The 19,721-nt window shown below is 66.1% G+C and carries 15 protein-coding genes; all 15 read left to right on the top strand.

Annotated elements, in window-relative coordinates; translation table 11 throughout:
- The first annotated feature begins 26 nt into the window (after positions 1 to 26).
- On the top strand, positions 27 to 1,463 hold the full coding sequence (locus ACFOW6_RS00575; protein WP_382420075.1) for a UDP-N-acetylmuramoyl-L-alanyl-D-glutamate--2,6-diaminopimelate ligase: 1,437 nt from the start codon (positions 27 to 29) through the stop codon (positions 1,461 to 1,463).
- Positions 1,460 to 2,875, top strand: coding sequence for a UDP-N-acetylmuramoylalanyl-D-glutamyl-2,6-diaminopimelate--D-alanyl-D-alanine ligase (locus tag ACFOW6_RS00570; protein ID WP_382420073.1), 1,416 nt, complete (start codon positions 1,460 to 1,462; stop codon positions 2,873 to 2,875). Before ACFOW6_RS00575 ends, ACFOW6_RS00570 begins: the two co-directional genes overlap by 4 nt.
- A gap of 3 nt (positions 2,876 to 2,878) precedes the next feature.
- Positions 2,879 to 3,967, top strand: coding sequence for a phospho-N-acetylmuramoyl-pentapeptide-transferase (gene mraY / locus ACFOW6_RS00565; protein WP_382420071.1), 1,089 nt, complete (start codon positions 2,879 to 2,881; stop codon positions 3,965 to 3,967).
- 10 nt (positions 3,968 to 3,977) lie between these two features.
- On the top strand, positions 3,978 to 5,378 hold the full coding sequence (gene murD, locus ACFOW6_RS00560; protein ID WP_382420069.1) for a UDP-N-acetylmuramoyl-L-alanine--D-glutamate ligase: 1,401 nt from the start codon (positions 3,978 to 3,980) through the stop codon (positions 5,376 to 5,378).
- Positions 5,375 to 6,502 carry a putative lipid II flippase FtsW gene (gene ftsW / locus ACFOW6_RS00555; protein WP_382420067.1) on the top strand — a complete coding sequence of 376 codons (1,128 nt, stop codon included), beginning with the start codon at positions 5,375 to 5,377 and terminating at the stop codon, positions 6,500 to 6,502. Before murD ends, ftsW begins: the two co-directional genes overlap by 4 nt.
- Positions 6,499 to 7,629, top strand: a complete 1,131-nt coding sequence (murG, locus tag ACFOW6_RS00550; RefSeq protein ID WP_382420065.1) for an undecaprenyldiphospho-muramoylpentapeptide beta-N-acetylglucosaminyltransferase — start codon at positions 6,499 to 6,501, stop codon at positions 7,627 to 7,629. The genes ftsW and murG overlap by 4 nt, the downstream gene beginning before the upstream one ends.
- Positions 7,626 to 9,044 (top strand): UDP-N-acetylmuramate--L-alanine ligase, encoded by a 1,419-nt coding sequence (gene murC / locus ACFOW6_RS00545; protein ID WP_382420063.1) that lies wholly within the window; start codon positions 7,626 to 7,628, stop codon positions 9,042 to 9,044. Before murG ends, murC begins: the two co-directional genes overlap by 4 nt.
- Positions 9,041 to 9,970 carry a UDP-N-acetylmuramate dehydrogenase gene (gene murB / locus ACFOW6_RS00540; RefSeq protein ID WP_382420061.1) on the top strand — a complete coding sequence of 310 codons (930 nt, stop codon included), beginning with the start codon at positions 9,041 to 9,043 and terminating at the stop codon, positions 9,968 to 9,970. Before murC ends, murB begins: the two co-directional genes overlap by 4 nt.
- Positions 9,967 to 10,893 (top strand): D-alanine--D-alanine ligase, encoded by a 927-nt coding sequence (locus ACFOW6_RS00535; protein ID WP_382420059.1) that lies wholly within the window; start codon positions 9,967 to 9,969, stop codon positions 10,891 to 10,893. The genes murB and ACFOW6_RS00535 overlap by 4 nt, the downstream gene beginning before the upstream one ends.
- Positions 10,884 to 11,756 (top strand): cell division protein FtsQ/DivIB, encoded by an 873-nt coding sequence (locus tag ACFOW6_RS00530; protein ID WP_382420057.1) that lies wholly within the window; start codon positions 10,884 to 10,886, stop codon positions 11,754 to 11,756. Before ACFOW6_RS00535 ends, ACFOW6_RS00530 begins: the two co-directional genes overlap by 10 nt.
- Complete coding sequence (gene ftsA / locus ACFOW6_RS00525; RefSeq protein ID WP_382420055.1) at positions 11,753 to 13,039, top strand: cell division protein FtsA; 1,287 nt, start codon at positions 11,753 to 11,755, stop codon at positions 13,037 to 13,039. Before ACFOW6_RS00530 ends, ftsA begins: the two co-directional genes overlap by 4 nt.
- Before the next feature lie 96 nt (positions 13,040 to 13,135).
- On the top strand, positions 13,136 to 14,947 hold the full coding sequence (ftsZ, locus tag ACFOW6_RS00520; protein ID WP_382420053.1) for a cell division protein FtsZ: 1,812 nt from the start codon (positions 13,136 to 13,138) through the stop codon (positions 14,945 to 14,947).
- A 164-nt stretch (positions 14,948 to 15,111) separates the two neighbouring features.
- Positions 15,112 to 15,948 (top strand): outer membrane protein assembly factor BamD, encoded by an 837-nt coding sequence (locus ACFOW6_RS00515; protein ID WP_382420051.1) that lies wholly within the window; start codon positions 15,112 to 15,114, stop codon positions 15,946 to 15,948.
- Positions 15,949 to 15,954: 6 nt separating this feature from the next.
- Positions 15,955 to 17,628 (top strand): DNA repair protein RecN, encoded by a 1,674-nt coding sequence (gene recN / locus ACFOW6_RS00510; RefSeq protein WP_382420049.1) that lies wholly within the window; start codon positions 15,955 to 15,957, stop codon positions 17,626 to 17,628.
- The gene (ligA, locus tag ACFOW6_RS00505; RefSeq protein ID WP_382420047.1) at positions 17,625 to 19,721 is read left to right on the top strand and encodes an NAD-dependent DNA ligase LigA; all 2,097 of its coding nucleotides are present in this window, start codon (positions 17,625 to 17,627) and stop codon (positions 19,719 to 19,721) included. The genes recN and ligA overlap by 4 nt, the downstream gene beginning before the upstream one ends.

Genomic DNA, 19,721 nt, shown 5'->3' with positions numbered 1-19,721 from the left:
TTTTCGAGGAGGAGGTTCTCCGGACCATGAACCACGAGGTGGCAGACAGAGAAATCAGAGGGCTGACGGCGGACAGTCGCCGCGTCGAGCCGGGCTGGCTGTTTGCTGCTATCCCTGGGCAGCGCGCCGACGGTCGCGCCTACATCGGCGAGGCGTTGCAGAAGGGGGCCGTCGCCGTACTGGCTCCGACGGGGACGGATCGTGGTCTTGTGCCGCCAGAGACTCCGATGATCCTGGATGACAATCCGCGCCGCCGCCTGGCGCTGAGCGCGGCGGACTTCTATCGCCACCAGCCGCGCTACATCGCGGCCGTGACCGGGACTAACGGCAAGACCTCCGTCGTCACCTTCGTGCGCCAGATGTGGGAGGCCCTGGGACAAAAGGCCACCAGCCTTGGCACACTGGGCCTGATCCCGCCACGCCCGCAGGCCCCGGACGCGCTGACCACGCCGGACCCGGTGGACCTGATGCGCTGCCTCGCGGATCTGGCGGAGAACGGTTTCGATCACCTGGCTCTGGAGGCCTCCAGTCACGGACTGGATCAGTATCGCCTGGATGGCGTGCGGATCTCGGCCGCCGCCTTCACGAATCTCAGTCGCGACCACCTAGATTATCACACGTCAATGGAGGCCTACCTGGAGGCCAAGGCGCGACTGTTCGAGGAGCTCCTGCCGGAGGGCGGGAGCGCCGTACTCAATGCCGATATACCCGAATTCGAGGCTCTCCGCTCGAAAACCGTGGCAAGGGGACTGTCCTCCCTGACCTACGGGCGCGGTGGGCGCGATCTCAGGCTGCTTGAAATGTCGCCGGGGGGCGATAGCCTGACCCTTGACCTGGAAGTGCTTGGACACCGCCATCGCCTTGCCCTTGAAGTGGCGGGTACCTTCCAGGCCATGAACGCGCTCGCCGCGCTCGGCCTTGTTCTGGCCGAAGGCGTGGATCCTCTGAAAGCTCTCGAGGCCCTGCAGCAGATCAGGGCCGTGCCGGGGCGCATCGAATCCGTGGGCGAGACGCCGTCCGGCGGCAAGGTCTTCGTCGACTATGCCCATACCTCCGGCGCCCTGGAGACGGTCCTGCGCGCGCTGCGTCCGCATACCGCAAACCGCCTGCACGTTCTCTTCGGCTGTGGCGGCGACCGCGATCGCGGCAAGCGTCCGATGATGGGCCAGGTCTGCGCCGAACTGGCGGACGTGGTGATCGTGACCGACGACAACCCGCGTACGGAGGACCCGGCGGCCATTCGGGCGGAAATCCTGCAGGCCGTACCGACTGCGCGTGAGATCGGGGACCGCAGGCAGGCCATTTACAAGGCAACAGCGGACCTGCAGGCGGGCGATGTTCTGGTGATCGCCGGCAAGGGGCATGAAAGCGGCCAGATCGTCGCCGATCGGGTTCTGCCCTTCGACGACCGGGAGGTGGCACGGGCCGCCATTCGAGACTTGGCCAGGGAGGGCAGTAGATGACGGCCCTCTGGACTGCCGAGGACGTGCGGAAAGCTGTAAACGGCAAGGGCAGCGGGGAGTGGAGTGCAAGCGGCGTTTCCATCGACACGCGCAGCCTTCAGCCTGGTGACCTCTTCATCGCGCTCAGCGGCCCCAACTTCGACGCGCATGAGTTCCTGGACGATGCCTTCTCCGCCGGCGCGGCCGCCGCGATCGTCAGCCGGCCCCTGCCAGCGCAGGGGCCCCTGGTGGAAGTCGAGGATACCCTGCAGGCCCTGACACAGCTGGGGGCGGCGGGCCGGGCCCGCACGAGCGCGCGGATCGTCGCTGTCACCGGCTCTTCGGGCAAGACCAGCACGAAGGAAATGCTGGTTGCCGCACTCTCTGCCCAGGGCCGGACCCACGGCAGTGCGGCCAGTCACAACAATCACTGGGGTGTGCCGCTGTCGTTGGCGCGTCTGCCACGGGACGCCGACTACGGGGTCTTCGAGGTCGGCATGAATCACAGCGGGGAAATCCGTCCGCTGGCAAGGCTGATCCGGCCCAGCGTGGCCGTCATCACCAACATCGGCATGGCTCATCTGGAGCACCTGGGCTCCCGCGAGGCGATTGCGGCGGCGAAAGCCGAGATCTTCGAGGGGGTGTCAGTGGGCGGCAGGGCCGTCCTGCCGCGGGACAGCGCGCATTGGGAGTTTCTGACGCAGGCAGCCAGGAAGGCGGGCGTGGACGAGATACGATCCTTCGGAGAGCATGGGCAGGCGGACCTGCGCCTGATGGGCTGGATCGCCGCGGAAGGCGGCGGCGAGGTACAGGTTGCCCTGGAAGGCCGAGAGATGACCTATCACCTCTCGCTTCCGGGCCGGCACCAGGCCATGAACAGCCTGGCCGTGCTGGCGGCCGTGCAGGACCTGGAGGGGGACGTAGATCTGGCCGCCCTGGCGCTTGGTCGCCTGGAAGCCATGCCGGGCCGTGGCGCGCGTCAGCAGGTGCGCCTGCCCGATGGGGGGCATTTCACCCTGCTGGATGAATCCTACAACGCCAATCCGCTATCCATGGCGGCTGCCCTGGGTGTGCTTGGGGCAACCGAGCCGCAGCAGGGTGGGCGACGCATCGCCGTGCTGGGCGACATGCTCGAACTGGGTGAAGAAGCGACCCGCTCCCATGAAGCGCTGGCGGATGACCTGACAGGTAACGCAGTCGACCAGGCCTTCCTGGCGGGTCCGTTGATGGGCGCGCTGGCCCGCCGGCTGCCGGGGGAGCTGCTGGGCGCTCATGCGGACACCTCCGCGGGCCTGACACAAACCCTGCAGCAGAGCGTGCGTTCTGGAGATGTGGTCCTGGTCAAGGGCTCCCTGGGCAGCCGCATGCGTGTTGTCGTCGAGGCGCTGATGGCCGTCGACCAGCCGCAGACGAAACAAGCGAACGGGGGCTAGGACATGCTGTACAATCTTCTGGCTCCGCTCGCCGACGAGTTCACGCTCTTCAACCTGTTCCGCTATCTGACCTTTCGCACCGGCGGTGCGTTGCTGACGGCGCTGTTCATTGCCTTCGTGCTGGGACCGAGCGTGATCCGCTGGCTGAAGGCCCGGCAGCGCGACGGCCAGCCGATCCGCGAGGACGGCCCCGAAGGACACCTGTTGACGAAAAAGGGCACGCCGACCATGGGCGGCGTGCTGATCCTGCTGGCACTGAGCATCTCCACGCTGCTCTGGGCGGATCTGAGCAATCTCTATGTCTGGGTGATCCTCTTCGTGACCGTGGCCTTCGGGCTGCTCGGCTTCGCCGACGACTACCTGAAACTCACGCGACGCAACCACAAGGGCCTGCCGGGACGCTACAAGCTGCTGGGACAGTTCGTCGTCGCTTTCATCGCGGCCGTTGCGATCATGATGATCGCCCGCCCGGAACTGGAAACCCATCTGGCGATTCCCTTCGTGAAGGGGGTGCTGCTGGACCTCGGCCTGTTCTTCATCGTGGTGGGCATGTTCGTCATGGTGGGGGCCTCCAACGCGGTGAACCTGACCGACGGCCTTGACGGCCTGGCGATCGTGCCGGTGATGATCGTGGCCTCCTGCTTTGCCTTCATCGCCTACCTGGTGGGCAACACGGTCTTCGCCGACTACCTGCAGATCCAGTACGTGCCGGGCACCGGAGAGCTGGCGGTCTTCTGCGGGGCCCTGGTGGGCGGCGGCCTGGGCTTCCTCTGGTACAACGCCCCGCCGGCGATGGTCTTCATGGGGGACACCGGGTCCCTGTCATGTGGCGGCGCGCTGGGCGGTGTGGCCGTCATCACCAAGCACGAACTCGTGCTCGCCATCATCGGCGGGCTGTTCGTGTTGGAGACGGTCTCCGTGATTGTCCAGGTGGTGTCCTACAAGCTGACCGGTCACCGCGTCTTCCGCATGGCGCCCCTGCACCATCATTTCGAGAAGAAGGGCTGGGCCGAACCCACCATCGTCATCCGATTCTGGATCATTGCCGTCGTCCTGGCCCTGATCGGCCTGTCGTCATTGAAGCTGAGGTGAGGGAGCGGGCATGATCGAACTCCCCTTCATGGAAGGCTGCACGGTGGCGGTTCTCGGGCTTGGCAAGTCCGGGCGCAGCGCTGCGCGTGCCCTCCTGGCCAGCGGGGCGGAGGTCTGGGCCTGGGACGACAACGAGGATGCGCGCGCCCGTGCCGCGGCAGCGGACATCCCCCTGGTCGACCTGATGCAGGCCGACTGGAGCCAACCGATTTCACTGATCCTGAGCCCGGGTATCCCGCTACACCATCCCGCACCGCACCCTGTGGTTGCGAAGGCCGAGGCAGCCGGGGTCGAGGTCGTGGGCGATATCGAGCTTCTGGGCCGCGTTCAGCCCGATGCACACTACATCGGGGTCACCGGCACCAATGGCAAGTCCACCACCACGGCCCTTATCGGGCATGTCCTGAACATGGCCCGCCGCATCGTCTACACGGGCGGCAACCTGGGCACACCGGCCCTGGAGTTCGATCCGGTCGGTCGCGAGGGATTCTACGTTCTGGAGATGTCCAGCTACCAGTTGGAGCTCACGCTTTCGATCACCTTCGAGGTGGCGGTCCTGCTGAACGTCAGTCCGGACCATCTGGACCGTCATGGCGGCCTGGAGGGCTACGTCGCGGCCAAGAAGCAGATCTTCCGTCGCCAGACCAGTACACGGACCGCAGTGGTCGGCGTGGACGACGAACTGAGCCGGCAGGTCTTCGAAGAGCTCTGTAGCAGAGGTGAGCAGCGCGTAATCCCCGTGTCGGGCCGGCAGCCGGTGGCCGGAGGCGTCTATGCCGACGGGGACTTCCTGGTGGATGACAGCGAAGGTGGACAGGTCCCGGTCCTGCCGCTGGGCGAACTGGTGCACCTGCCCGGTGCGCACAACTGGCAGAATGCGGCCGCCGCCTTCGCCGCCTGCCGCGCGGCAGGTATCGAGCCGGCAGTAGTCATGGCGTGCCTGCGCAGCTTTGCCGGCCTGCCGCACCGGCAGGAGCTGGTGGCCGAAATCGAGGGTGTGCGCTTCGTCAATGATTCCAAGGCGACCAATGTGGACGCGGCAGCGCGTGCCCTGTCCTGTTACGAGCGGATCTACTGGATCGCCGGCGGACGTGCCAAGGAAGGTGGTCTCGAGGGGCTGCAGCCCTGGTATCCGCGGATCGTCAAGGCGTTCCTGATCGGCGAAGCCGCCGAGGAGTTTGCCGGAACGCTCGAGGGACAGCTGCAGACGGAACGTTCCGGCACCCTCGAGGCGGCTGTGAAGGCTGCCGCCCAGGCGGCCGAGGGTGACGAGGGGGCAGTGGTGCTGCTCTCCCCGGCCTGTGCCTCATTCGACCAGTTCGCCAATTTCGAGGAGCGCGGCGATGCCTTCCGCGCGCTGGTCAAGTCCCTGCAACAGGGCACGGCCGAGGCCGGGCAGGTGCGGTCATGAGTCTGACCTTCGATCGCACCGATACAAGCCTGCTGGGCCGCTGGTGGTGGACCGTCGATCGATGGACCCTGGCAGCGCTGCTGCTGCTGATGGGAATCGGCTGCGTGCTGATCATCACGGCCTCGCCCTCCGTGGCCAATCGCATCGGCATGGAGACCTTCGGGCTGGTGAAGCGCCAGCTGGTATGGCTGCCTCTGGCCCTCGTCGTGCTCTTTGTCGCCTCTCTGGCGACACCGCGCTGGGTCCGGCGCTTGTCGGTTGTGGCCCTGCTGGGCAGCATCTTTCTGCTGGCGCTGACCCTCGTGATCGGTACGGAGATCAAGGGAGCGACGCGCTGGATCAGCTTCGCGGGACTGTCCGTCCAGCCAGCCGAATTCGCCAAGCCCTTCTTCGCGGTGACCCTGGCCTGGGTTCTGGCCACCGGCAAGCAGGAGGATTTTCCCGGCATAATGGTAGCAAGCGGGCTCTGGTTGCTGGTGGCGAGCCTGCTGGCCCTGCAGCCCGACGTGGGACAGACCGCCATCATCACGGGTATCTTCCTGGTTCAGTTGTTCCTGGCCGGCCTGCCAATGTTCTGGGTGCTCGGCCTCGGGATCATGGCGATCTCGGCCTTCATGGGGGCCTATTTCACCATGCCCCACGTGACCGAGCGGGTGAATGCCTTCCTCAACCCCGAGGCGGGGGACCGCTACCAGATCGGGCGGTCGCTGGAAGCCTTCATGAACGGCGGCCTTTGGGGGCGCGGTCCGGGTGAAGGGACCATCAAGCAGTACCTGCCCGATGCCCATGCGGACTTCATTTTCGCCGTTGCGGGCGAAGAACTGGGCCTGATCGCCTGCCTGATCATCGTCAGTCTCTTCGCCTTCATCGTGCTGCGCGGCTTCGCCCGGCTGCTGCACGAGGAAAGCCTCTTCGTGCTGCTGGCGGCGACGGGCCTGCTCGTCCAGTTCGGGTTCCAGGCGCTGATCAACATGGGATCGACCCTGCATCTCATGCCGACCAAGGGCATGACACTGCCGTTCATCTCCTATGGCGGCTCTTCCCTGGTTGCTCTCGCGTTGGGCATGGGAATGCTGCTGGCGCTCACGCGCCGGCGGGCCGGGACGGAAAGCGAGGAACCATGAGCGGGCAGATTCAGGACAAGCTCGTGGTGCTGGCCGCTGGAGGCACAGGGGGGCACATGTTCCCGGCCCGTGCGCTGGGCGAGGAACTTCTGCAGCGCGGCTGCCGCGTGGCGCTGGTCACCGACAGGCGGGGCGGCGGTTTCGGGGATGCATTGCCCCAGGTCGAAACCCACTTCATCTCGGCCACCGCACTGCTGGGTGGCGGGGTTCTGCGCAAGGTCAGGGGCGCGCTCGACCTGACGCTGGGCTACCTGCAGGCACGGAGGCTCCTGGGTCGTTTGCGTCCGGCTGCGGCCGTGGGCTTTGGCGGCTATGCCTCGGTACCGACCATTCTTGCTGCCTCCAAACTGCGCAGCCGTATCGTGCTGCACGAGCAGAACCAGGTGGCGGGGCGCGCCAATCGACTGTTGGCCGGCCGGGCGGATGCCATTGCCAGCTCTTTCCCGCAACTCACGGGTCTCGCCGAGGTCCAGCAGCAGCGTGTCGTGCTGACCGGCAATCCCGTGCGTGCGGACATTGCCGCTGTCGGCGAGCAGGGATACCGGCTTCCCGAGGGCAGTGCGCCTTTCGTCATCCTGGTCACAGGTGGCAGCCAGGGTGCGCGTGCCTTCAACGAGTTGTTGCCGGCCGCAGTGGCACGCCTGCCCCAGGAACAGCGGGTGCGGTTGAAGGTAGTCCAGCAGGTGCGTGGCGATGACCTGGACAGCGTATCGGCCCGCTATGAGGAAAGCGGCGTGCGCAGTGAGCTGCAGGGCTTTTTCGAGGACATGCCGCAGCGTTTGGCAGCGGCACACCTGGTGATCTGCCGTTCCGGGGCATCCACCGTGACGGAGCTGGCGGCGGCAGGGCGCCCCGGACTGTTCATTCCCTATCCCTTTGCGGCCGACGACCATCAGACAGGGAACGCCCGGGCCATGGCGGACGCCGGGGGCGGCTGGTTGATGCAGCAGCGCGAACTGTCCGCGGAGCTGTTGGCCGAGAAACTGCAATCACTTCTGGAGGAGCCGAAGTTGCTTGAAGACGCGGCGAGTCGGGCCCGCGCGGCAGCCGTTCTGGGTGCCGCAGGCCGCTTGGCCGATCTCGTATGCGACAGCAGTTCCGCTGCCGAGAGGGGAGATGCCCCATGAGCGCCCTGCCACTCGATATCGGAGTCCTGCACTTCGTCGGAATCGGCGGGATCGGCATGAGCGGCATTGCCGAGATCCTGCATAATCTGGGTTACAAGGTGCAGGGCAGCGACATTGCGGAAAGCCCCAACGTCAAGCGCCTGCGCGAGCTCGGAATCGACGTGCACGTGGGCCATGCCGCGGAGAATGTGGACAACGCCGAAGTCGTGGTGATCTCGTCCGCGGTGAAGGCCGACAACCCCGAGGTACGCGCCGCACGGGCCCGGACCCTGCCCGTGGTGCGTCGTGCGGAGATGCTGGGCGAGCTCATGCGGCTCAAGTCCTCCATCGCCGTGGCCGGCACGCACGGCAAGACGACGACCACCTCGATGGTTGCGGCCCTGCTGGATGCCGCCGATCTGGATCCCACGGTGGTAAACGGGGGCATCATCAATGCCTACGGCACCAACGCCCGGCTGGGCCAGGGGGACTGGATCGCCGTCGAGGCGGACGAGAGCGACGGCACCTTCGTCAAGCTGCCGGCGACCATCGCCGTGGTCACCAATATCGACCCGGAGCATATGGAGCACTACGGCTCGGTGGAGAACCTACATCGGGCCTTCGAGAGCTTCGTCGAGAATATCCCCTTCTACGGCTTTGCGGTCTGCTGCGTCGATCATCCGGCGGTCCAGTCGCTGATCGCCCGCATCGAGGACCGGCGGGTCGTGACCTATGGCTTCAGCACCCAGGCCGACGTGCGTGGGGAGAACCTGCGGCTATCGCCCGAAGGCTCGTATTTCGATGCGGTGATCGTGGCGCGTGAGGGAAGCGAGGACCGGCAGATCCGCGATCTCTTCCTGCCCATGATGGGGCAGCACAACGTGCAGAATGCGCTCTCGGTCGTCGCTTTGGCCGTGCAGATGGGTATCGGCGAGGAGCGACTGCGGGCCGGGCTGTCGGGTTTCGGCGGGGTCAAGCGCCGCTTCACGCGAACGGGTGAGGCCGGCGGGATCACCGTGATCGACGACTATGCCCATCATCCGGTGGAGATCTCGGCCGTACTGAAGGCGGCCCGCCAGGCCACCCATGGCCAGGTGGTCGCGGTCATGCAACCGCATCGCTACAGCCGCCTGCATGATCTCTTCGAGGATTTCTGCACCTGTTTCAACGAGGCGGACCACGTGGTGGTGGCGGACGTCTACGCGGCCGGCGAGGAGCCTGTGGAAGGAACCGACAAGGACGCGCTGGTGGCAGGGCTTCTGGCCCATGGGCATCGCCATGCCACGGCCCTGACCGGCCCCGGCGAACTGGCAAAGACGATCAAGGGCATCGCTCAATCCGGGGATCTGGTGATCTGCATGGGCGCCGGCAGCATCACCGGTTGGGCCCAGAGCCTGCCCCGCGAACTGGCCCGGGAACTGGGGGAGGCGTCATGAACCAACAGGCCTTCTCCAACGATCTGATCGCACGCCTGCCCGAGGTGCGGGGGCGCTACAGCGAGAACGCCTCGCTGGCCAATGTCACCTGGTTCCGGGTCGGCGGCCCGGCCGAGGTGCTGTTCAAGCCGGCGGACCGTGACGACCTGATCCACTTCCTGAGCGAAAAACCCGCCGATGTCCCGGTGACGGTGCTGGGTGTCGGGTCGAACCTGTTGGTGCGCGACGGCGGGCTGCCGGGCGTGGTCATCCGCCTGGGCCGCCTGTTCGCCTCCGTCGAGGCGGAAGGTGAACGCCTGGTCTGTGGCGCCGGGGTGCTGGACGTGAACATTGCCGAGATGGCGCGGCGCGAGTCGCTGACGGGCCTTGAGTTTTTCTGCGGCATCCCGGGAACCCTGGGGGGCGCTCTGCGGATGAACGCAGGCGCCTATCAGCGCGAGTTGAAGGACGTGCTGCTGGCTGCTGAAGCCGTGACCCAAGAGGGCGAAGTGAAAGCACTGGATCCGGAGAGCATGGGTCTGTCCTACCGGCATTCCTCGGTTCCCGAGGACTGGATTTTCACGGGTGCGGTCCTGCAGGGCCAGCGCGGTGACACGGAAGAGATCGCACGCCGCATGGAAGAGGTGCGTACGGCGCGCGGTGACAGCCAGCCGGTGCGCAGCCGCACCGGCGGCAGCACCTTCAAGAACCCACCCGGTGAAAAGGCCTGGCAGCTGATCGACCGGGCCGGCTGCCGTGGCCTGGCCAGGGGCGGTGCCCAGGTTTCGGAACAGCACTGCAATTTCCTGATCAACACCGGATCGGCCACGGCCGACGACCTGGAATCCCTGGGGGAAGAGGTGCGTCGGCGCGTGCATGAGGAAAGCGGAATCATGCTGGAGTGGGAAATCCGTCGCATCGGCCTGCCGGCAGGAGGTGAGTCATGACGCCTCTCAGGATCCTCGTCCTTTACGGCGGGCCCTCGGTGGAGAGGGAAGTCTCCCTGGTCAGCGGCGAAGCCTGTGCCGAGGCCCTGCGCAGTCTCGGGCACGAGGTCGAGCTGTTCGATTTCACCGGCGATGCCGTGGCTCTGGTCGAGGCTTTGGAGACTCGCCCGGCTGTGGTCTTCAACGCCCTGCACGGCCGCTATGGCGAGGATGGCTGCATCCAGGGACTGCTCGACCTGATGCGCATTCCCTACAGCCATTCGGGGCGCCTGGCTTCGGCCCTGGCCATGGACAAGGCGGCGGCCAAGCAGGTCCTGGAGGCGGCTGGACTGCGCTGTCCGGGCGGAGCGGTCATGGCGCGGGAAAACGTCTTGGGCGGAGATCCGCTGCCGCGGCCCTATGTGGTCAAGCCGGTCTGCGAGGGCTCGTCCATGGGCGTGGTGATCGTCCGGCACGGCGATAACGACCTGCCGTTCACCCATGACGACTGGCCGTTCGGTGAGGCGGTGCTGGTGGAGCCTTACATCCAGGGACGCGAGCTGACCGTGTCGGTGATGGAGGATCATGCGCTGGCGGTGACCGAGCTGCGCCCGCGGCAGGGGTTCTACGACTACACGGCGAAGTACACCGAGGGCAAGACCGACCACATCCTGCCGGCGCCGGTCTCCAGCCGCATCTACGAGGCCGCCATGGCGCAGGCGGTGGCGGCCCACAAGGCGCTCGGCTGCCGCGGGGTGAGCCGGGCCGATTTCCGCTATGACGAGGAACAGGACAGCGAGGAAGACAACGGCCTCTACCTGCTGGAGGTCAACACCCAGCCCGGGATGACGCCGCTGAGCCTGGTGCCGGAACAGGCGGCGCATCTCGGCCTGCCCTTCGCCGAGCTCGTTCAATGGATGGTGGAGCAGGCGTCATGCGACTGAACCGAAAGACACAGCCGAAGAAGAAAGACACACGCCGCCGCGCGCCGGCGTCGCGTCGCGTCTACGAGCGCCTACCCCTCAATGGGCTGCGCCGGCACATGCCGCGCCTGATCCTGATTGCCGTGTTAGGCGGTCTGGCTGGCTGGCTGTGGCAGTCCGGCAGCCTGCAGCGCGGCAGTGACTGGCTGGTTGCCAGCACCTATCAGACCACGGCCGAGTGGGGCCTCGCGGTCAACGAGGTGATGGTCAAGGGGCGTGACAAGACCGATGCCGACACTGTCCTGTCCCAGCTGGAGGTACAGCGCGGCACGCCCATCCTGGCCTTCGATCCTCAGGCTGCACGTCAACGGCTGGAGGAACTGCCCTGGGTGGAGCGGGCCGAGGTGGAACGGCGCCTGCCGGATCACATCTTCGTCCGCCTGCACGAGCGCGAAGCCATGGCGCTCTGGCAGCTGGACCGCAAGCTGCGACTGATCGACGGGACCGGCGAGGTGATCACGGGGGTCGAAGCCGAGGGCTTCGGGCATCTGCCGCTGGTCGTGGGGCCGGGCGCGGCGGCACATGCGCCCGAGATCCTGCAGGTTCTGGGGCAGGAACAGGCACTTGCAAAGCAGGTCTCCGCGCTGGTGCGCGTATCCGAGCGGCGCTGGAACGTGAAGCTCGCCAACGGCATCGAGGTGCACCTGCCCGAGGAGAACGTGGAAGCCGCCTGGCGCCAGTTGGCCCGGGTGGAACGCGAACAGGAGCTCTTCGACCGGGATGTGGCGACCGTGGACCTGCGCCTGCCGGACCGACTGATCATTCGCACGCTGAGTGGCCAGAGACCGCCTGGCCCACAGCAGAACAAGGGGACCGACACATGAAGAAGGGCCTGAAGCGCAATCGCCACGGCATACTGGCTGCCCTGGACGTGGGCAGCAGCAAGATCTGCTGCCTGATTGCCCGGATCGAGGAGGGGCGCGGCGACAAGCCCCGCGGCCTGAAGGTGATCGGTATCGGCCAGCAGGTCAGCCGCGGCGTGAAGGCCGGGGCGGTCGTCGACATGGAGGCGGCTGAAGCCGCCATCCTGAACGCGGTCCACGCAGCGGAGCAGATGGCGGGCGAGACCATCGAGCAGGTGGTGGTGAATCTCTCCGGCGGGTATCCGGCCTCGCGCTCGATCGGTGTGGAGGTGTCCATCGACGGCCACGAGGTCGGTGACATGGACCTGCGTCGGGCCCTGGAGCAGGGCCATCAGCTGGAGGGCGTGCTGGGGCAGCCGGAGAAAGGGCGCCAGCTGATCCACTCCATCCCTGTGGGGTACACCATCGACGGCAGCCGCGGCATCCGCGACCCGCGCGGCATGTACGGCGAGCGCCTGGGTGTGAACATGCACATCGTGACGGCGGCCAGCGGGCCGGTGCGCAACCTGGCCACCTGTGTGCAGCGCTGTCATCTGGAACCCGGAAACTTCGTCGTTTCGCCCTTCGCTTCCGGGCTGTCCAGCCTGGTGGAGGATGAGCGCGAGCTGGGCGTGACCCTGATCGACCTGGGGGCGGGCACGACCTCCATGGCCGTCTTCCTGGAAGGCAACGTCATCCACACCGATGTCGTTCCCGTCGGCGGCCAGCACGTGACCAGCGATATCGCGCGCGGTCTGTCCACAGCGCTCAGCCACGCCGAACGGCTCAAGACACTCTATGGCCACGCCATCGCCACCTCGGCCGACGAGCAGGAGATGATCGACGTGCCCCAGGTGGGCGAAGAGGACGACAATCACGTCCAACAGGTGCCGCGCTCCCTGCTGGTGGGGATCATGCAGCCGCGCCTGGAGGAAACCTTCGAGCTGGTGCGCTCGCGCCTGGAGGCCAGTGGGTTCGACAAGCTGGGCGGACGGCGCGTGGTGCTGACCGGCGGGGCGGCGCAGCTGCCCGGAATGGGCGATCTGGCGGCGCTGGTGCTGGACAAGCAGGTGCGCGTGGGGCGCCCCATCCACCTGAACGGCCTGGCCGAATCCACCAGCGGCCCGGCCTACACCACGGCCGCGGGCCTGCTGAACTATGCGTTGGAAGCCGAAATGGCGCCGCGCCCCGACATCAAACCCCAGACTCCCGAGGCGGCCGGCCTGATCGGCCGGGTCGGGAACTGGCTGAAGGAGCACTTCTGATGCGAATCCGGACAAAGGAAATCGGGTCCGTATCAAAGGCGACACCGGCAGGTGCGGCCGGTGATTATCAACCTGCTAGACTAAGCGGAGGCAGACATGAGTCTTAATCTGAGCGTACCGGAAACCCAGGAGGTTCTCCGTCCGCGGATCACCGTCATCGGTGTCGGCGGAGCCGGCGGCAATGCCGTCAACAACATGATCCGGTCCAATCTGGACGGGGTCGAATTCGTGATCGCGAACACCGATTCCCAGGCCATGCAGCAGTCGCTCTGCGAGGAGCGTATCCAGCTGGGCCGCAACATCACCAGCGGCCTGGGTGCTGGCTCGCGTCCCGACGTGGGCCGGGCCGCGGCCGAGGAGGCCCTGGAGGAGGTGCTGACGCATCTCGACGGGACCAACATGGTCTTCATCACCGCCGGCATGGGCGGCGGGACCGGCACCGGTGCCGCCCCCGTCATTGCCAGGGCAGCCCGCGAGGCCGGCCTGCTGACCGTCGGTGTGGTGACCAAGCCCTTCCAGTTCGAGGGCATCCATCGCATGCGCATGGCCGAACAGGGCATCCAGGAACTCTCGCAGTACGTGGATACCCTGATCATCATTCCGAACCAGAACCTCTTCCGCATCGCCACGGAGAAGACGACCTTCGCCGATGCCTTCAAGATGGCGGATGACGTTCTCTACTCCGGCGTGCGCGGAGTGACCGACCTGATGGTCATGCCGGGCCTGATCAACCTGGACTTCGCCGATATCCGTGCCGTCATGACGGAGATGGGCAAGGCCATGATGGGTACCGGCGAGGCCGAAGGCGACAACCGCGCCATCGCGGCCGCCGAGGCAGCCATTTCCAACCCGCTGCTGGATGACGTGTCCATGTGCGGGGCCCGCGGTGTGCTGATCAACATCACCGGCGGCGAGGACATGACCCTGTTCGAGGCCGACGAGGCCGCCAACCGGATCCGGGACGAGGTCGACCCCGAGGCGAACATCATCTTCGGCTCGACCTTCGATGAAAGCCTGAACGGGCGCATGCGGGTCTCGGTGGTATCCACCGGCATCGAGATGGAAGCGGCCACCCAGCCGCGTCCGGGCAATCTCAGCCTGGTCTCGGGCCAGGGCAAGGCAAGCGGTGAAGCAGCCCGTCCCAGTGCCGGCGCAGCGGCTTCCACAGGCTCGGTCCGTCCGGCCGTGTCCGGGGCGGCAACCGCCACGGCGACTGCCATGGCCCAGCAGCCGACGGCCGAGGAAGAGCACCTTTCCCAGCCTTCCGCTGCTGCCGAAACCCGGGAGGATCGACAGCCCCTGCAGGTGGCCGAATCCGACTCTTCGGAGGAGGAGATGCTGCTCTCCCGCGAATCCGCGGTGAGCGAGGACGCACCGGACGCCAGGGCCGAAGGCCCGGCTGAGGAGGGGGCTGCTGCCGATCGGGTCGAGGAGGAGCTGGCTCCTTCCGCCGAAGACAGCTTCACCATGCCGGAGCCGATGCGCCCGCGCAGCCGTCCGGTACCGGAAGCCTCACCCGGACGCCAGGCGAATGCCTATCAGGCTGCGGAAATGGCGAACGCCAGCGGCAGGAGAGCCGGCCGCCAGGACAGCCAGGGAGCAGAAGACGAGCAGGGCGAGTCGCCCATGCGCAATAAGGCCTACTCCCTGTTCGGTCGCCTGACTGGAGCCGGAAACAAGGCCAGGCAGGCCCGCAACCAGGACGAGGAGAGCCAGAGTCGCGGCAATGCACCGGCCCAGCCGCGCATTGAACCGTCCCTGGATCGCTCCTCCTCGCGTCCGGCGTCCGAGGAGCCAGCGCAGCAACCCTCGTTCACCGGCATGGAGCCCAAGGAGCACGCATCTTCCAGCAAGGAAGACGAAGAGCTTCTTGATATTCCGGCGTTCCTGCGCCGCCAGGCCAACTAAAGGCCTTGATCCGACTGTCTCCGCACCAGCCCGCTGTCCATCCGGACAGCGGGCCGCGGGAGACAATATGCAGGATCAGTGGATTATTTGGCGCGGCCCGCTTGAGGTGTAACGGGCTTAATCCTATAGTCTGGCGTCCATTCTCGCTGGAGGCCGATCCCGGTATGAAGCGCCGCGACACAAAATCATTGAAGAACACGTTTGTGCTGCCTCTCGTGGCGGCGTCCCTTCTCCTGGTGGCGGCCTGCTCGTCATCGTCCGATGAGGACGCCTATGTCGAGCGACCGGCAGAAGATTTCTACAACATGGGGCTGAATGCCCTGGCCGATAACAATTACGATGCGGCGGTCAGCAATTTCGACGAGGTCGAACGCCAGCATCCCTATTCGTCCTGGGCCCCTCGCGCCCAGCTGATGGCTGCCTATGCCCACTATCGAGCACAGCAGTACGACGAGGCCATCCTGGCCCTGGATCGATTCATCCAGCTCAATCCCGGCCATCCGAACATCGACTATGCCTACTACATGAAGGCGATCTGCTATTACGAGCAGATTTCGGATGTCGAGCGCGACCAGAGCATGACGCGTGAGGCGCTGGATTCCCTTGAGGCGGTGGTGAACCGCTTCCCGGAGTCGGCCTATGCGCGCGATGCGGAGTTGAAGATCGACCTGGCGGTGGACCACCTAGCCGGCAAGCACATGTCGATCGGCCGCTACTACCTGCGGCGCGGCGAGTACCTGGCGGCGATCAACCGCTTCCAGACCGTGGTCCGCGATTATCAGACCACCACACATGTTCCCGAGGCCCTGCACCGACTGGTGGAGGCCTACATGGCGCTCGGGGTCTATGACGAAGCTCAGTCCACGGCGGCTGTCCTGGGACACAACTACCCGGGCAGTGAATGGTACATCGATTCCTACGCCCTGCTGACCGGTGAGGATCTCCGTCCCGAACGACGTGAAGGCTCCTGGATCTCGGGGGTGTGGGATTCTGTATTCTGACGGACGATGCTCGTTGGCCTTTCGATCCGCAACGTTGTCCTGATCGATCGTCTCGACCTGACGTTTGACAGCGGGCTCAGCGTCCTGACCGGAGAGACAGGGGCCGGCAAATCCATCCTGCTGGACGCGCTCGGGCTGAGCCTGGGCATGCGGGCCGAGGCCGGCCTGGTGCGCCAGGGAAGCAACCAGGCCTCCGTCACCGCCAGTTTCGAGATATCGGGCGAGCATCCTGTCGTCCGTTTCCTGGCCGATCAGGACATGACACTGGAAGAAGACCTTCTGGTGCTGCGCCGCACGGTCAATCCGGAGGGGCGCAGCCGCGCCTATATCAACGACCAGCCGGTCTCCGTCTCCCTGCTGCGCTCCGTGGGCGATGTCATGGTCGAGATCGAGGGCCAGTTCGCCCAGCATGGCCTGTTGGACGCTGCGACGCACCGCAGCCTGCTGGATGCCTATGGCGGGCTCGAGTCGGAGGCGCGGCAGGTGGCCGATCATTGGCGGCACTGGCAGGACCTGCGTCGTCAGTTGGAGGACGCCCGTCAGAAGCTGGAACAGGCGCGCCGGGACGAGGATTTCCTGCGCCATGCCCTGGACGAACTGGAAACCCTGGACCCGCAACCCGGTGAGGACGCTCGGCTGGGCGAGCAGCGGCAGTTCCTGATGAATGCCGAGCGCCTGCTGGAAGCCCTGAACGGTGCGGCCGCGGAGCTGGAAGGCGATGGCAGCAGCGGTGCCGAGCGTGCCCTGGCGAACGCGCAGCGCCAGCTGGAGAAAGTGGCGGACAAGGCGGAAGGCCGGCTCGACAAGGTCCTGGCGGCCCTGGAACGTGCTGCGGCGGAGGTGGCCGATGCCGAGGCGGAGCTGAGTTCCGTAACGGCGGATCTTGACCTCGAACCCAAGCGTCTCGAGGAGATCGAGACCCGTTTCTTCGCGCTCAAGGACATGGCGCGCAAGCACGGCTGCGAACCGGATGAATTGCCGGCCCTGCGCGAGGATTTCGCTTCCCGCCTGGCTGGGATCGACGGCGGCAACGAGAAGCTGGCCGAACTGGATCGCCAGGCGCGCGAGGCGGCCAAGCATTACCATGACTCCGCTGCCGGGCTGATGGAGCGGCGCATGCAGGTTGCGGAAAAACTGTCCGAGGCCGTAAACCGCGAGTTGCCGCCCCTGCGCCTGGAAAAGGCGCGGTTCGTCTGTCAGGTCACGCAGCAGCCTGAGGCGTCCTGGGGCGCTCAGGGCATGGAGCGCATACAATTCGAGGTGGCGACGAATCCGGGCGCCAAGCCCGGACCGCTGAACAAGATCGCGTCAGGCGGTGAACTGGCGCGCTTCCTGCTGGCGCTCAAGGTGGTTCTGGCCGAGGCCTCGACGGTGGAGACATTGATCTTCGACGAGGTGGACAGTGGTGTCGGTGGGGCAACGGCAAATGCCATCGGCGAGCGCCTGGCACGCTTGGCTGTCAGCCGGCAGCTGCTGGTCATCACGCACAGCCCGCAGGTGGCCGCGCGTGGGCGCCATCATTGGCGAGTCGTCAAGGAAGACGATGACAGCAGCGTGCTGACGCGCGTGGATCGGCTGGAGGACGAGAGCCGCCGCGAGGAGGTGGCGCGGATGCTGTCCGGAGCCGAGATCACACAGGAAGCTCGTGCGGCGGCGCAGCGCCTGATGAGGGAGTCATGAGCGCAGAGACCAAGAACGTCGAGGACCTAAGCCGGGACGAGGCCGCGCGCGAGCTGGAGCGGCTGGCCGGAGAGATCGCCCGTCATGACCGCCTCTATTACCAGCAGGACGCGCCGGAAATCGACGATGCGGCCTATGACGCCTTGCGCCAACGCAATACCGAGATAGAGGCCCGTTTTCCTGACCTAGTGCGTGAGGACAGCCCCTCGTCCCGCGTCGGGGCGGCCCCTGCCTCCGGTTTCGGCAAGGTGCGCCACAGCGTGCCCATGCTCTCGCTGGGCAACGTGTTCGACGAGCAGGAACTGCGTGATTTCGTGGCCCGTGTCCGTCGCTTTCTGGGGTTGGGCGAGACGGACCAGGTCGACTTCGTGGCGGAACCCAAGATCGACGGACTGTCCATCACCCTGCGCTACGAGGGCGGTCGTTTCGTGCAAGGCGCCACGCGAGGAGACGGGCGCGAAGGCGAGGATGTGAGCGCCAACCTGAGAACTCTCGAGGACCTTCCCCAGCGTATCGCCGGTCCCGTACCGGACGTGCTGGAAGTGCGCGGCGAGGTCTATATGACCAAGTCCGCCTTTGCCGAACTCAATCGCCGGCAGGAGGAGAAGGGGGGCAAGATCTTCGCCAATCCACGCAACGCAGCGGCGGGGTCGCTGCGCCAGCTGGATACGAAGATCACGGCGGAACGGCCCCTGAGATTCTTCGCCTATTCCTGGGGCGAGTTGAGCGAGGACATTGCCGACACGCACTGGGCCTTCCTGGAGAAGCTGAAGGACTGGCACTTCCCGGTGAATCCCCTGGCGCGACTCTGTTCCAGCGCGGATGAGCTGCTCGCGCTCTATCGCGAGATCGAGAGCGGGCGTGCGGAGCTGGACTACGATATCGACGGTGTCGTCTACAAGGTGAGCAGCATCGCCCTGCAGCAGCGCCTGGGATACGTCAGTCGCGCGCCTCGGTGGGCGGTGGCGCACAAGTTCCCCGCCGAGAAGGCACAGACCCTGTTGAAGGAAATCGATATCCAGGTGGGCCGCACGGGGGCGCTCACGCCCGTGGCGATCCTGGAGCCGGTGAATGTGGGCGGGGTGCTGGTGTCGCGTGCCACACTGCACAACGAGGACGAGATTCACCGCAAGGACCTGCGGGTTGGCGATACCGTCGTCCTGCAGCGGGCCGGCGACGTGATCCCCCAGGTATTGGAGTTCGTTCCGGAGAAACGTTCCGCGGACAGCACGCCCTATGTCTTCCCGGAAATCTGTCCCGAATGCGGCAGCCAGGCGATTCGCGAACTGGACGAGGCCGTGCGGCGGTGTACTGGCGGACTGATCTGTCCGGCCCAAGCGGTGGAGCGCCTGCGCCACTTCGTCAGCCGGGATGCTTTCGACATCGAGGGACTTGGCGAGAAGCAGGTGCAATTCCTATGGGAGAAGGGCTGGGTGAAAACGCCGGGCGATATCTTCCGTCTGCACGAGAGCCATGGCAGCGACAGCCTGGAAGCCCTGAGCCGGCAACCCGGCTGGGGGCGTCAGTCGGCGCAGAATCTCTTCGAGGCCATCGAGGCGCGGCGACGGATCGAACTGGACCGCTTTCTCTTCTCCCTGGGGATTCGGCGCATCGGCCAGACGACGGCACGCCTGCTGGCGCGCAGCTACGGAAGTCTTGAGTCGTTGCGTGCCGCAATGAGCGAGGCCCAGGACAGGGAGTCTACGGCGTATGCGGACCTGCTGGCCATCGACGGCATCGGAGAGGCCGTGGCCCAGGATCTGATCGGCTTCTTTGGCGAAGCCCATAACCTGGAGCTTCTGGAGGACCTGCTGCGGGAAGTCGAGGTCGAGAGCTACGAAGCGCCGCAGAGCGAGGAGTCCGAGCTGTCGGGTAGGACCCTGGTCTTTACCGGAACCCTGGAGAGCATGACGCGCAGCGAGGCCAAGGCCCGGGCCGAGGCCCTGGGGGCAAAGGTGGCGGGCTCAGTCTCGTCGAAGACCGACTATGTCGTTGCCGGTGCGGATGCCGGGTCCAAGGCTCGCAAGGCGCAGGATCTGGGTGTGCAGCTTCTCAGCGAGGAGGACTGGCGCCGGATGGCCGGACTTGACTGA

Origin of the sequence: Fodinicurvata halophila (genome assembly GCF_042651425.1) — a bacterium.
GTDB classification, from domain to species: domain Bacteria; phylum Pseudomonadota; class Alphaproteobacteria; order Kiloniellales; family DSM-21159; genus Fodinicurvata; species Fodinicurvata halophila.
Note: the sequence above shows the minus strand (reverse complement) of the source record. Positions and strands in the feature narration are given on the sequence as shown.